Here is a 13,601-nt window from a genome sequence, read left to right on the forward strand (position 1 = left end):
CGTGGGTTGCGAGCTAGGAGCTAGGAGCTAGGCCCGGCATTCCGAGCGAGACGACTTCCACTGTTTTGACGCGGCCGATCAGCGTGTGACAGCTGACATCATCGATTTGAATGTCCATCAATTGGCCGGCTTGGCGTCGGTTGCCATCAAACACCACGATCCGGTCGCAGATGGTTCGCCCGGTCATTTGAACGATCGGTGCATCCAGATCGGATTTGTCGGCTTTCTTGCTTGGGCCTTCGACCAGAACTTCGACGGTGTCGCCGATCAGTTTTTGGTTGTCCTCTTTGGAGATTCGATCTTGGACGGCCAGCAATTCGTTGTTGCGAGCCGCTTTGACTTCGCGAGGCACATCGTCGATCAGGTTGGCGGCGGCTTTGGTGCCTTCGCGAACGCTGTACTGGAAGATGAAGCTGTTCTTGAAGCGGCAGCGTTCGATCAGTTGCACCGACTTTTGGAAGTCCTCGTCGGTTTCGCCGCAGAAGCCAACGATGAAGTCACTGCTGACCGAGGCTTCGGGCAAGATCGTTTCGATGCGTTCGAACATCTCCATGTAATCGGCGATCGTGTAGCCGCGTTTCATGCGTTTGAGAACGGAATCGCTGCCACTTTGGGCTGGCACGTGCAGGTACGGCGAGACCTTGGGCAAGTCACGAATCGTTTCCAACAACCGGGCGGTCATGTCCTTGGGGTAGTTGGTCACGAATTTGATGCGTTTCAAACTCTCGATTTCGTGCAATTGTTCCAGGAGACCGGCCATGTCGGTTTCGCCGCTCTCACCACGGTGGCGGTAGCTGTTGACGGTTTGCCCGAGCAGCGTGATTTCGAGGGCACCCTGTTCGGCGAGCACGCGAGCTTCGGAGACAATTTCTTCGGGCGATCGGCCTTGTTCGGGACCGCGGGTGTTGGGCACGACGCAGTAGGTGCAGAACTTGTCGCAGCCGATCTGGATTCGCAGGTAGGCTTGGAAGGGCGTCGGCCGCATGGTTGGATCCCGCAAAGGATCGAAGGTTTCGTGACTGCGGGCGACGACGGTTTGCTTGCCATCTTTGCGGCCCAGCGAAACGGCCATCTGCCGTCCTTCGCCGCTGGTGACTTTCGTCAGCATTTCGGGAATCGCGTGCAGTTGTCCGGGGCCGACGACCATGTCGACAAAGGGGGCGCGGCGAAAGATGGTTTCTTGGTCTTTCTGAGCCATGCAGCCCATCACGCCGATGGTTTTCTCGGGATGGCGGGCTTTGGTGTCTTTGAGTTTGCCGAGGGCGCTGTACGTTTTCTCTTCGGCTTGCTCTCGAATGCTGCACGTGTTGTAGAGCAGCAGGTCGGCTTCGCCAGGTGTGTCAACGACGGTGTAGCCGTGGCGTTTCAAATCGGCGATCACCATTTCGCTGTCCAGAACATTCATCTGGCAGCCGACGGTCTTGATGTAAACAGTTTTTGTCATGGAGATCACTCCGGTTCGTCTTCGGAAGGTTTTTTGCTGGCTTCGAGAGCGGCCTTTTGGGCCTCTTGGATGCGGTTGACATGCTCCCGCAACAGTTCCGTCAGGTGGGCTTGGCGTCGGTTCATGGCACTGACGACAATCCAGGCGGCAACCGCCGCTCCGGCGACCCACAGCCAGTTGATATTGGTCAGAAAAGTTTGTCCCCACAGCGCAATCATCGTTCCAGGATAACGCCCCGGGGCGGTTTCTCGGAAGACGAGCCTTTTTCAATCGGTTGCGGACCCGTTTGGCCTTTGAAAACGTTGGGAAGACGACGATTTTCGCCACCGGTCATGAAGCACGACAAAGCTGGGCACGAGCACGGTTCGCACATAAAGGGTGTCCAGCAGGACCCCGAGACCGAGTGCGAATCCGAGTTCGGTGATCCCTCGCAGCGTGGTCGGCTGGCTGGCGACTGGGACGCCGAGGGACGCGGCCGGGGCACCACTCAGGGAAGCCAGGCTGTGGGTGATCCAGGGCCACCAGGACGACGCCGTCATGCTGATGAACGTGGCCGCCATCACCAAGCCGCAGGCAGTGATGATCCCACCGGTCCGAGCCACCGCGCGGCGGACTGCGGCGAGTGAACCGAGTTTACGTTTCTCTTCCAGGATCCGGGTGACCAAGTAAACGTTGTAATCCTGCCCCACGGCCACCAGGATCACGAACAGGAAGATTGGCAGTTTCCAGTCCAACCCGGGAAAGGTCGGTCCGTGCAAAAAACGAAAGAACAGGTATGTCAGCCCCAGCGTGGTGTAGTAGCTGAGCAAAACCGTCCCGATCAAGTAGATCGACAATGCCACCCGGCGAATCACCAAAACCAGGACCACGAACACGGCGGCGATCACCGCGAGCTTGATCCGGAACGTGTCCGAAAGCGTGACTTCGCGGAGGTCCACGATGGACGGGGTTGTACCCGCATAGTAGGCGTCGATCTTGAGCCCTGCTTGAGCGAGTGCGGCGGTCTGCTTCGCGATGGTGTCTTCGATCTGTTTGAGATCGTTGCCAGCGGATTCACTGAACGGGTCCTCGTGAATGATCACGTCCAGTCGGATCAGCCGATCGGCGTACTCCGGCATGGACGACACAAAGTGAAGCTGAGTCAAACGGTGGTTTTGAAGGGCTCGACGTCGCCACGCTTCACTGCTGAGCAAACTCATTTCGCGATCGGGAGGGAAGTCCCCCAGCGGGTCGTTGCGGTGCCGGACGGCGGAGACACCTTCGGTTTGATAGAGAGCCTGCGTGATGGTTTGCAGGGTTTCTTTTTGCTGTGCTTCCTGCATCGGTTTTTCGGACAGCATCAGCACGGAGATCGGGGCGAGTTGCCCGATGCCAAACTCACGATCGAGCACCCGCATGCCTTGGCGGGTGCTCGCCGAAGCAGGCAACTGGCCACTGATGTCGTAGGTGACGGTGCGTTCGTTTTGGAAACCAACCCAAGCCGGCGGCAGCAACAATGCCAGTCCGATCAAGAGCGTCACCATCGGTCGACGTGTGAGTTGGATTGCCATCCAGTTCCACAGCCAGTCGCCGGGCGAGCTTTCTTTGTCGTTGACGCTGCGATTGCCGATCAACTGAATTCGCGGTTCTCGACTGACTTGGCCAGCTGATGTCGGCCAAAAGACCTTGGGGCCCAGCAAGCACAGGCACGCGGGGGTCAGGGTCATGCAAACGAGCAACCCGATCGACAAACACACGGCGATGATCGGACCGGTGTGATGGAATTTTCCAAAGTCGGCAAACCAGAGCATGCCCAAGCCAACGATTGTCGTCATCGCGCTGCCGATGAGGGCGCCGCTGACCTGCGTGAGTGCCTTTCGGCAGGCAACGGGCCAGGGCGATTGAGCGGCTTCTTCTCGCAGACGAGCGATCAAGAACAGGCAGTAGTCCGTGCCGGCACCAAACAGAATCACGACCACAAAGATGCGGCTGGTCGTGTAGATCTGCACGTCCAGTCCGGGCACCCAACCGGCTTGCGAGACTTGTGTGAGAAATGTGACCGCGGCGGTTGAGACCATCACCGCGACGGCGATTGAAAACAGTGGCACAGCGACCAGCAATGGGGCTCGGTACACGATGGCCAGCAGCAACAGAATCATCACCACCGTGAACCACTCGGTGTACTGAATTGCGGAACGAGCGGCGGAAAGCGTTTGTCCACCGATCGCGGCTGAGCCGGTGACAAGCAGTTCAGGCGATCCTGATTTGGCTCGTTCCTCGTCGGTCAAGTAAGCGTGGCTGTAGGCGATCGTTTGATCCACGATCTCCTGCAGTTGTTCCAGCAGTTCGATGTTGCCGGTGGCCGCCAGTTCGCTGGAAAGAGTCAGCACCGCCAGTCGGGCGCGTGGGGTTTTGAGCTGCGAGCCAAGCGTGCGGTCTTCCCAGCTGTAGATGTCCAGCAGCGGTTCCCAGTCCTTCAGTGGCCGCTTGGAAATCGGCAGCACTGACATCGGCAGGTCCGAGTCCAGGACCAAGGCGGCTTCGAGGTCTTCAGCGACACGAGCCGTGTTTTCGGAGATCGAACTGGTTTCATCCTCCGATTGCTCGGGACCCTTGGGGGGGGTGGGTTCGGGAGGATTCGGGGCAACGGCTGGTTGATTCACCATTTGCAAACCGAGCAGGTTGCCTCGATCCCAGTAGGCGATGGCCAGTCGTGGTTCGTAGGGAGTCGGCGAGGTTTCGGGAACGCGATCACCGAGTGATTCGTAGAACTGCGAATCGATTTCAATCGCTTGATCGAGAGCCTGAAGGGCAACGTTCCACCACCGTTCGGCGGTTTTCTCTTCGCCGTTTTCGTGCAGCTGCAGGGCGCGTTGCCAGGCGACTTCGCCCAAGCGGTGATACAGGCGGCGAATCAAGTCCAGACCGATCAGGCGATCGGTCTTGGTCAGGTCTTGGTCGGCACGTGAAAGGGTGACCACCATTTGGCTGCGAGCGCGAGTGCCCAAGAAGGCTTCGTCAAGCAACTGCCCTCCCGCGACGCTGGTTTGGGTGGCGGGCAGGTATTCAAAGTCGCCATCGAGCGCCACCTGTTTCCAGGAAGGTGAAAACGTTTTGCAGAAGATGGCGAAGACGACCCAGCCCAAGACGATCCAATGAGCATGTGCGATGACCTGTCGAGAGAATCGTTGGGTGGCGCTGGTTTTCATTAATCGCGAGAGGGACGGCGACGCGGGGAGTCATTGTTGTCGCGTCGACGATCATTCGAAGAACGATCCCCGGAAGGACGCGTTTCCGATTCGACTCCGAAAGCCGCCAGTGCTTGCTGGACGGCTTCCGCCGAGACTCCTCCGCTGAGATTGATGATCTCAACGTCGCCTCCCGGTTTCGCGGCAACGTCCAACTTGTCGACCATCTCGGCGATCAAGTCAAGCAGCGACTCACCTTCGGCGCTGATCAGCAAGGTGTTGCCGATCTCGTCGACTCCCATGGAAAGCTTGCCATTGAAGGAGAAATCCTGGCCTCCGCCGTCTTTCCCGCTTTCGCTGTCTTCCAAGCCTGACCCGCTTTCGCGATTGCTGGCATTTTGTGCGCCCCCCCGTTTGCCACCGCCGCCACCCTGGAAGGCTTTGTCGTTGCTGCTGAGCAAATCGCGGTACGCGTCTTTGACCGTCTCCGCAATTTTTGCGGCGCTGCCGTACTGAATCGGAATCAATTTTGTGAAACGAACTTTTCGAGGGTTCACGGGTTCGGGGACGTCCCACAATCGAATCAGTTCTTCAATCGTTTGCAGTTGTTGGCCGGTGGCGCCGGTGACGATCAAGGTTCCCGTGTCCGAGTTGGGAACAAACTTGAGTTTCCCCGAAGCGCCCAGTCCCGTCGGGCCTTTCTTGTCGGATTCGTTGTCGTTGAAGAAGTAGCGATAGAAGCGATCGGCATCGTCGTCCTTGTCTTGATCATCTTCGGCGAAGTAGTCTTCCAAATCGAGGGCCACAAAGGACACGGACGCATAGCGAATGCGGAACACATGGTAGGGCCGACGTGGTGGAGTGACCTGAAGCATCAGTTCCTCCAATCGATCCAGTGCCTCGGTGTCGTCACTGCGGAGGATCAAATTGCCGGCCGGGTCCAATTTGATTTCGATCTTGGGTTTGGAGGAGGCTGTCTCTGTCGCAACGGTGGTTGTCGTTGCGGTCGAGTCGGTGGCGGCAGGCGATGCCTTGGCGGACGGCGTGTCAGCTGTTGGCGTGTCAGCTGTTGGGGTGTCATCCGAAATCGCATGGACCCAAGTCAACTTTTCGGTGGCTGGTTTGACCTGCGTGAGTTCTGATTCAGGTGGCAGGATGACTGCGGGAGCCTCCTCGGCTTCATCGTCGGATTCGTCGTCTTTGTCTTCGGACTCTCCGTCCGCTTCCCGTTCTTCTCCAATGGCTGCAATCGGATCCTTGAATTCTTCGGCATCGGGCAGAACCAATTCGGTTCCTGACAGTTGTTGCCAGCGTGTTTGCAAACGCTGGAGGTATTCCAACGTTTCGGGAGTCGCCGACGCTTCGATGACTCGCATCGTTCGTTCGCTGCCGCCGGGCGGAGGCAGTTCGCCGAGTTTGATCAGCAGGGACCGAACCTCTTCCATTTCGTTTTCATTGGCCCACAGCAAGACTTGTCGGTAGGCGACATTGGCTGTGACTCGGAACTTGTCCTTTTCTTTTTCGTCCTCATCGTTGTTGCCGCCCCAGCCATAGTAGCTGTATCGCGAACGCGAATTGTTGTCTTCGTCTTCGAGTTCCTGGCCCATCAAGAACGCGATTGATTCTGCGACTTCGGCCGCGCCCAAGCGACGCAGTTGCAAAACTTCCAGACGCCGTTTGCCACCATCGAGTCGTTCGATCAGTGATTTGATGATGAAGCGGTCCGCAGCGGAGCCGGAAACGATGACCGCTGCGTTTTCCTTGTCGACTCGGATTCGTGTGGTGGGTTCGAGCACGTTCATTTCCTGAGCGATTTCGATCAGCTTTTCAGGATCCAGCGACACCAAGCGAAAGACATCGACCCGGGAGGTGGCATCGGTGAGGCTGCGGAGCGATCCGCCGGGGACGTCGATGCGTTTGATGAATTCCGCGGCGATGGCCACCCGGTCAAGCGGCGCGCGAATGAGCACCGAGTTCTGGCGTGTGTTGGCAACGATCGAGATTTCAACATCGCCTTTTGTTTCGCCGCCCTTCTTGCCCTGTTGTTGCTGCATCTGTTGCATTCGCTGCATCATTTGCATTTGTTGCTGCGACATCGGCGCGGATTCCTTTTTTTCCACGCCGAGAAATTGTTCGAGCATGCTCTTGGCTTCTTCGGCCGGGATGTGCCGCAGACGAAATTCCGGTGCCAAGGCGTCACGACTGGCCGCGTCACGTTCTTCGGCGAGCAGGTGAGCAACTTGCCGCAGGTTCACGGCAACGTCCATCACCTCGATGCGATTGGTGGTTGCCAGCGGGATGATTTTGCCCGCGCTGCTGAGCATGGCCTTGAGTTCTTCGGAAAGCTTTTCGGCGGACAGCCAACCGGCATCCAGCATGGTGCGCACGTAGCGGTGGTCTTCAAGTTCGTTCAGTTCGCTGACTTCCACTCGCCGAACCATGCCCGGGTTGACGGCGTCGGTTTTGACAATCGCAATGCCACCTTCCAGGTCCAGCATCGTGTAGCCGCGGGCGAGCAAGTGACGGTTGATCAAGTCCGCCGTGTCGGCAACGGTCAAGCGATCCGGGCTGATCAAGTTGACGGTGTCGCCGGGGAGTTCTTGCCAGTCGATGGGTTGCTCGGAGATGTCGGACAACCAACGGACCAAGTCGACCCAGCCTTGGTTGCGGAATCGGAACCCAACTTTGCCGTCGTCGCCCACGGTCGCTTTGAGTTCGTTGGGGTCAGATGCCTTGGCGTCGATGCTGTCACGACGAATGACTTTGGGAGCGGCTGATTCGGGTGGTTTGCCCTCGCCGTCTTGGCCCTCTTTCTTCTCTTTCTCTTTGCCGTCTGGTTTGGCCCCCGGTGGTGGGGCGCCGGGCGGGCGTCCGCCCGGACTTGGTTGAGGGCCACCCGTGACGATTGTTTTTCCATCCGCGGTTCGGATCACCGTGGGTCCCTGGGCGAGCAAGGACGACGACAGAAACAACGCTAGGAGAATGCCGGTGGCAGGACGGAGAACCAAGGGGGAAGGTCCCAGACGACCGGTGAATCCCATCGGGCAACGAGGGCGTGGATACAGCACGAGTGCGATCGCTTTTGAGGGATGAGGGGACGAGAGGTGACGTCAGGATGCAACGAAGGCGGTTGAATCACCCAAGTGGCCATTATGGACGAACCCCTCTGGCAATACAATGAAAACACCCCGGTCGGGCCAAAAGCGATGGCGAGATTCGGGGAAAATCCCTGGCTGCCTTGTGGGGGTATGTCGATTGCAGTGAAAATCGCCGAGAATGGGCCTCTCTCGAAATTTCAATCTGCCCGTTGGTTTGTCGGGGCGATTTCGAACGGGAGTCGTTTCAAAATTGGGCAACACAGTGTCGCTGTATTCGCCGCGATGAACATTTCGAGGTTTGGTTCACTACAGTATTCGTATTGCACTCCACCGGATGGTTGCTGTTGCATTGTCCCGCGAGAGGTCGCCGCTGAGGCTGCTTTGGATCGAACAGGGCGAGTGTTTTTGTCAAACTGATTTTTGTCAGCCGTTGTGTCGAGCACTGCTCGGTCGATTTCCTTCTTTCACCAACCAAACGCAGAGTTGTTTTCAATGACCCGCTTTTTTTCGCTTCCCGTCGCGTGGACACGTAAAACCCTGTTGGGTGCTGCCTGTGGAGTTGCTTTCTTGACCGGTGGCGTTGCGGCTCAAGCCGAACCAACGTTGACCATTGGATCGAAAGCACCAGCACTCGACATTGAGCATTACATCCACGAAGAGCTCGGCAAATTTGGTCCCGTCACCAAATTTGAAGAAGGCAAGATTTACGTGGTCGAGTTTTGGGCGACGTGGTGTGGACCTTGCATCCAAAGCATGCCTCACTTGGTCGAGTTGCAAGAGCGTTACCGCGATCAGGGCGTTCAGATCGTCAGCATCTCCGACGAAGACCTGGAAACAGTCCAAGGCATTTTGGAACGTGACTACCCTGGCAAGGAAGGCGTCACGTTTGCCGAACTGACCTCGGCGTACACGTTGACCGTCGATCCCGATGGTTCGTCCACCGACGACTACATGCGTGCCGCGAATCAAAATGGGATTCCTGCCGCCTTCTTGGTTGGCAAGACCGGTGTGATTGAATGGATCGGTCACCCCATGAGCATCGACGAGCCCTTGGAACAGGTCATCGAAGGCACTTGGGACCGGGATGCGTTCAAAGAACAAATGGCTCGCCAGGAACGCTTGGAAGAAGCGATGCAAAAGGTCAATCGTTTGGCCGGGGAAGGGAACTTCGACGACGCGATCAAAGTCATCGACAAAGTGCTGGAAGAGTTCGATGGTGCCGACGACGAGATGAGCCAATCGGTTCGTCAGCAATTGACTCAGTTCAAATACGGTTTGCGTTTGGATTCCGGCGACCTCTCCGAAGACGTGCTGGCATACTTCCGTGGTCAACTGAAAGAAGCCAAGGGCAACCCACAGGCCATGGCGCAGTTCTCCTACGGGTTGATGTCATCGATCCAGCAGGGAGCGGAGGTTGGCAAGTTGGCGGATGAAACGCTGGTTGCCCTGAATGCTGAAATCGAAGGTGCGAACCCGCAAATCCAACCTTTGATGCATGTTCTGGTCGCTCAGATGAACGCATCGTTGGAGCGATTCGACGCGGCGATGGAGGCTCAAAAGAAAGCCATCGAGAAATCCGAAGGCCGTCAGAAGGAACGCATGGAAGGCATGCTCGAAGAACTCCAAGAGCTTGCCGGCCAGGGTGCCACCGCTGAAGAGCCAGCGGACGCAAAAGAAGACTCGCCGGAAAAAGGTGAGTGAGTCAGGATCTGTCGGGCAGTTCCGTTCAACCGTCTCGTTTACGGTTGTCGGGGATCAGCAAACGGTTTGGCTCCACCCAAGCTCTGTCGAATGTGTCGATGGAAGTGGCGGGGGGACAAGCCGTTGCGGTCATTGGTGAAAATGGTGCCGGCAAGAGTACCTTGATGAAGGTGCTGGCCGGGATCCTCTCGCCGGATCAAGGGCAGATTGAATTGGACGATCAAGTGCTCACTTGGTCCGGTCCCCGCGATGCCATTGACGCTGGCATCGCGTTGATTCATCAAGAATTGAATCTGCATGACAATCTGAGTGTCGCCGAGAATTTGTTTCTCGGCCGCGAGCCCTCTCGGTTTGGTTTGCTTGACCGAGCGGAACTGCGTCGCACCGCGTCGCTTTGGCTCGAACGCGTTGGGTTGTCGGTGTCTCCTGATGCTCCCGTGGGGCCGCTGCCGATTGCCTCGAAGCAGTTGATCGAAATCGCGCGAGCTTTGTCGACCAACGCTCGCGTGGTCATCATGGATGAACCCACCAGCAGCCTCAGTGAAGAGGAATCGTTGCGGTTGTTCGAATTGATCGAGCGTCTGCGGGAAGAGGGGGTTGCGATTCTGTATATCTCGCATCGCTTGCATGAGATCATCCGCTTGGCGGATCGAGTCGAGGTGCTGCGTGATGGGGAACACGTTGAAACGCTGCGGAAGCAGGACATCACACACGACGCGATGGTTCGGGCGATGGTGGGGCGTGATCTCACACGACGTTCTCACGGGGCCCCCAAAGAATGTCTTGAGCCGCGACTGACGGTCTCTGGATTGAAGGTCGGTTCGAGCGCGGCACCGCCCGTCGATCTGCAGGTTCTTGGCGGCGAAGTGGTCGCCCTGGTGGGGTTGGTCGGAGCCGGTCGGACCGAAATTGTCGAAACGATCTTTGGCGTTCGTGAACGATTTGGCGGTGAGATCTTGGTGGATTCCCAACCGCTGAAAGGCGGCGTGGATGATGCGATCGCAGCTGGGTTGGCGCTGGTGCCGGAGGACCGGAAACGAACCGGGCTGTTGATTCAGTCCAGTGTTGGAGACAACGCGAACATTGTCTGGATGGCCCAGGAAGGTGTGTTTCGCAGTCGCAAGGCGGAACGGGCGACAGCGGCGGAATTGATCGATCGGCTGCGCGTGAAGACGGCTTCGCAAGAAATTGAAATCGCTTCTTTGTCCGGTGGAAACCAGCAAAAGGTGGCTTTGGCGAAGTGGTTGGCGGGCGATGTGAAGGTCTTGATGCTCGACGAACCAACACGAGGCGTCGACATTGGCGCAAAATCGGAGATCTACGAAGTGATCGATCAGTTGGCGAGCCAAGGCATGGGGGTGTTGGTGGTCAGCAGTGAAATGGAAGAGGTGTTCGCGATTGCCGATCGAGTGATGGTCATCTCCGATGGTTGCGTCGCGGGAGAATTGACAAGGTCGGAACTGACCGAGGAGGCCATCATGCGTCTCGCAGTGGCCAAGCGTGAACCCACCTCCGATTCCAATCCACCAGCTCGTTCCAGTCAGCCAGCTCAAGGTTAAAAGTTAGAATGCGTGGCAAGAATTTTGGCATCTTCGCGTTGCTGATCGCGATTGTGGTCGTCGCCACTTGGTTGGAGGGCAACTTTGTTGCCGCCGCCAACTTGAAGACGCTGATCCGTGACACCAGTTTGTACGGGTTGATCTCGATTGGTGTGGCGATGGTGATCATCACCGGCGGCATCGATCTGTCGATTGGATCGTTGATCGCTCTGTGCGGGGTGATGATGGTTCAGGTCATCGACGTGCGGTATGAACGCTACGAGTCGGTCGGGAGCATCGTGGAGATCGAGCGACCGGAGGAAGGTGACACGCGTCTTCGCATGGACGCGGTCATGGATCCGATCCGCGCCGGCGACCGGATGGTTTACGCGGGTGCATTCAGCGAGTCGAAGGTTTACCTGACTGGCGAAGTCACCGAAGACGGCAACGTTTGGTTGACGACCGGGAACCCGGTGCGTTCGTTGCAGCCTGGAACCGCGGTGTCGATGGAACGCATCCGCTACACCAATCCATTGCTCGCGTGCGGACTGGTGTTGCTGGCGGGGGCGTTGATCGGCGCCCTGCACGGGTTGCTTGTGACACGGGCTCACTTGCAACCCTTTGTGGTGACCCTGTGTGGGTTGCTCGTGTATCGCGGATTGGCACGCGTTTGGACGGGGGACGATCAAGTCGGATTGGGCAGCGCGCTGGCCGACTTCAAAGCGACCGTGACCGGAAACGTCTTTGAATTCCCACTGCCGTTGGTCGCGAAGTTATCGGGCGCATCGGAGTCGTGGTCCGAGTGGACTTGGATCGCATTCCCTTTCACAGGCGTTCTGTTGATCCTGGTCGCGTTTGTGGCCTGGGTGTTTCTGGAACACAGCGTCGCCGGTCGCCATCTCTTGGCCGTCGGCGAAAATGAAGAGGCGGCCCGCTTCAGTGGCATTCGCACCGAGCGTTTGATCGTGATGGCGTATGTGGTCAGCGGGTTGCTGGCGGCACTCGCGGGGATTCTGTTTCTGTTGGAGTGGAACTCGGTGCAACCCGGTTCGAGCGGCAATTTCTACGAGCTTTACGCGATCGCGGCCGCGGTGCTGGGCGGGTGCTCGCTGCGTGGTGGTCGCGGCGCCGTGTTCGGCGTGATCGCAGGTGCGGCGGTGATGCGTTGCCTCTACAAAGCCATTGTGGTCTTGGGCATTGAGCAGCAGTGGGAGATGGTCATCATCGGTGGCGCGCTGTTGGCCAGCGTGCTGTTCGATGAGATTTGGCGACGCTACCAATTGTGGAAATCGGCGATCAAGGTTGGAACGTCAGCGTGACTTCGGTGCGATAGCGTTTGCCATCGCGAAGGATGACCATCGAGATCGGACGTTGTTCCGGTTGTGCCATGCCAGCCAAGGCCACCAAGTGATCGTCGTCTTCCACGTTGATGGAATCAAACTGCAGGATGATGTCGCCACGTTGCAGGTGGGCCAATTCCGCTGGTGAACCGGGACGGATGTCCTTCACCCGAGCCCCACCGAGCTTGATTTCTTCTTGCGAACCCAATCGCGATTCGAAGTCGGGGGTGATCTTCATCGAGGCATAGATCCCCGAGGCGGGTGACAGATCGGCAGCGGCGAAGTTGGGATCCAACGTGACACCGAGGTACCCGCGGCGAAGGCGACCGTGAACGATCAATTCCTGGGCCACCCGAGCGGCCATGTTGATCGGGATGGCGAATCCAATTCCCTCACTGCCGCCACTGCTGCTGGCGATGGCGGTGTTGAGTGCAATCACTTCCCCCCGCAGGTTCAGCAGGGGGCCACCGCTGTTGCCCGGGTTGATGGCCGCATCGGTCTGGAAGAAATCCTGCAGGTCGATTCGCTCGTCGCCGAGTGACAAATCACGACGCCCTTTGGCACTGAGGATTCCGAAGGTGACCGAGTGGCTGAGTCCAAACGGGCTGCCAATCGCGATCACGAAGTCGCCAATTTGAACTTGGTCGCTGTTGGCCAATCGAGCTGCCGGTGGCATCTTGGCAAACGAGCTGGTCCCACGACGGATGGAATCTCGTTCGGCCGATTCGATTCCCGCGATGGAAGGGGACAGTTTCATGACCGCGACATCGGTGTTGGGATCCATCAAGATCTTTTCCGGAACCCAACGCCGGCCATCACTGGTTCGCATCACGATTTGATCGGCCGCAGCGCCTTTGATGACGTGACGATTGGTCAACACCCAAGATTCCCCAGCGACGTCGAGAACGACACCGCTGCCAGCTTCATCAAACGACTCGGCGGTCGCTCCGCTGCCCTGTGTCTTGTGAGCCTCGATGTGGATCACACTTGGTTTGACCAAGTGACTGACCCGGCGGACCAAGTTGCCTAACCGGTCAAAGTGTTCCACTTCTTCGGCCAGTTCATCGAACAAGCGATCCCGTGCCACGTCGAGTTGGTCCGACGTGGGCAGCATGGCTCCCGAGCGAGGTCCTTCCAAGCGAGAGCCACTGCCGATGACATTGCGTTCGGGGGCACCGTCTTGGGCAGAAGCCAGCGGGCTATGGTGAACTCCAGACAACAAAGCCAGCAACATCAGCGTTGCGGTTCGAGCGGTTGTTCTGAAGGAGAGGCTCATCGGAATTCCGTCAGCGATCGGAAAGGGGGTGCCGTGA

General features: G+C 57.9%; 8 protein-coding genes. 3 read left to right on the forward strand and 5 right to left on the reverse strand.

From position 1 onward, the window contains the following. Positions 1 to 13: 13 nt before the first annotated feature. From miaB to PSR62_RS04915, 4 genes are read right to left on the reverse strand one after another with little or no spacing between them, the layout of a single operon-like run. Positions 14 to 1,453 carry a tRNA (N6-isopentenyl adenosine(37)-C2)-methylthiotransferase MiaB gene (gene miaB / locus PSR62_RS04900; protein WP_274406697.1) on the reverse strand — a complete coding sequence of 480 codons (1,440 nt, stop codon included), beginning with the start codon at positions 1,451 to 1,453 and terminating at the stop codon, positions 14 to 16. Then, positions 1,450 to 1,662 carry a hypothetical protein gene (locus tag PSR62_RS04905; protein WP_274406698.1) on the reverse strand — a complete coding sequence of 71 codons (213 nt, stop codon included), beginning with the start codon at positions 1,660 to 1,662 and terminating at the stop codon, positions 1,450 to 1,452. Before PSR62_RS04905 ends, miaB begins: the two co-directional genes overlap by 4 nt. A gap of 48 nt (positions 1,663 to 1,710) precedes the next feature. Then, on the reverse strand, positions 1,711 to 4,632 hold the full coding sequence (locus PSR62_RS04910; RefSeq protein WP_274406699.1) for an MMPL family transporter: 2,922 nt from the start codon (positions 4,630 to 4,632) through the stop codon (positions 1,711 to 1,713). Continuing rightward, the gene (locus PSR62_RS04915) at positions 4,632 to 7,652 is read right to left on the reverse strand and encodes a secretin N-terminal domain-containing protein (protein WP_443217397.1); all 3,021 of its coding nucleotides are present in this window, start codon (positions 7,650 to 7,652) and stop codon (positions 4,632 to 4,634) included. The genes PSR62_RS04910 and PSR62_RS04915 overlap by 1 nt, the downstream gene beginning before the upstream one ends. 549 nt (positions 7,653 to 8,201) lie before the next feature. Between PSR62_RS04915 and PSR62_RS04920 the strand changes: the two genes are divergently transcribed. Genes PSR62_RS04920 through PSR62_RS04930 form a run of 3 tightly spaced genes read left to right on the forward strand, consistent with a single transcriptional unit; the run spans position 8,202 to position 12,267 of the window. Next, the gene (locus tag PSR62_RS04920; protein ID WP_274406700.1) at positions 8,202 to 9,410 is read left to right on the forward strand and encodes a TlpA disulfide reductase family protein; all 1,209 of its coding nucleotides are present in this window, start codon (positions 8,202 to 8,204) and stop codon (positions 9,408 to 9,410) included. After that, complete coding sequence (locus PSR62_RS04925; protein WP_274406701.1) at positions 9,407 to 10,969, forward strand: sugar ABC transporter ATP-binding protein; 1,563 nt, start codon at positions 9,407 to 9,409, stop codon at positions 10,967 to 10,969. Before PSR62_RS04920 ends, PSR62_RS04925 begins: the two co-directional genes overlap by 4 nt. An 8-nt stretch (positions 10,970 to 10,977) precedes the next feature. Then, entirely contained in the window at positions 10,978 to 12,267 is a 1,290-nt protein-coding gene (locus PSR62_RS04930; protein WP_274406702.1) for an ABC transporter permease, read from the forward strand. On the opposite strand, the gene PSR62_RS04935 is transcribed toward PSR62_RS04930, so the two are convergent. After that, complete coding sequence (locus PSR62_RS04935) at positions 12,245 to 13,402, reverse strand: S1C family serine protease (RefSeq protein ID WP_274408169.1); 1,158 nt, start codon at positions 13,400 to 13,402, stop codon at positions 12,245 to 12,247. The genes PSR62_RS04930 and PSR62_RS04935 overlap by 23 nt on opposite strands. Positions 13,403 to 13,601: the final 199 nt, after the last annotated feature.

Origin of the sequence: Rhodopirellula sp. P2 (genome assembly GCF_028768465.1) — a bacterium.
Lineage (GTDB): Bacteria > Planctomycetota > Planctomycetia > Pirellulales > Pirellulaceae > Rhodopirellula.

Bases quoted from the DNA above. Each gene is read 5' to 3' on its own strand.
- PSR62_RS04930 (WP_274406702.1), top strand. From the start codon at position 10,978: ATGCGTGGCAAGAATTTTGGCATCTTCGCGTTGCTGATCGCGATTGTG.
- PSR62_RS04905 (WP_274406698.1), bottom strand. From the start codon at position 1,662: ATGATTGCGCTGTGGGGACAAACTTTTCTGACCAATATCAACTGGCTG.
- PSR62_RS04935 (WP_274408169.1), bottom strand. From the start codon at position 13,402: ATGCTGCCCACGTCGGACCAACTCGACGTGGCACGGGATCGCTTGTTC.
- PSR62_RS04910 (WP_274406699.1), bottom strand. From the start codon at position 4,632: ATGAAAACCAGCGCCACCCAACGATTCTCTCGACAGGTCATCGCACAT.
- PSR62_RS04920 (WP_274406700.1), top strand. From the start codon at position 8,202: ATGACCCGCTTTTTTTCGCTTCCCGTCGCGTGGACACGTAAAACCCTG.
- PSR62_RS04915 (WP_443217397.1), bottom strand. From the start codon at position 7,652: ATGGGATTCACCGGTCGTCTGGGACCTTCCCCCTTGGTTCTCCGTCCT.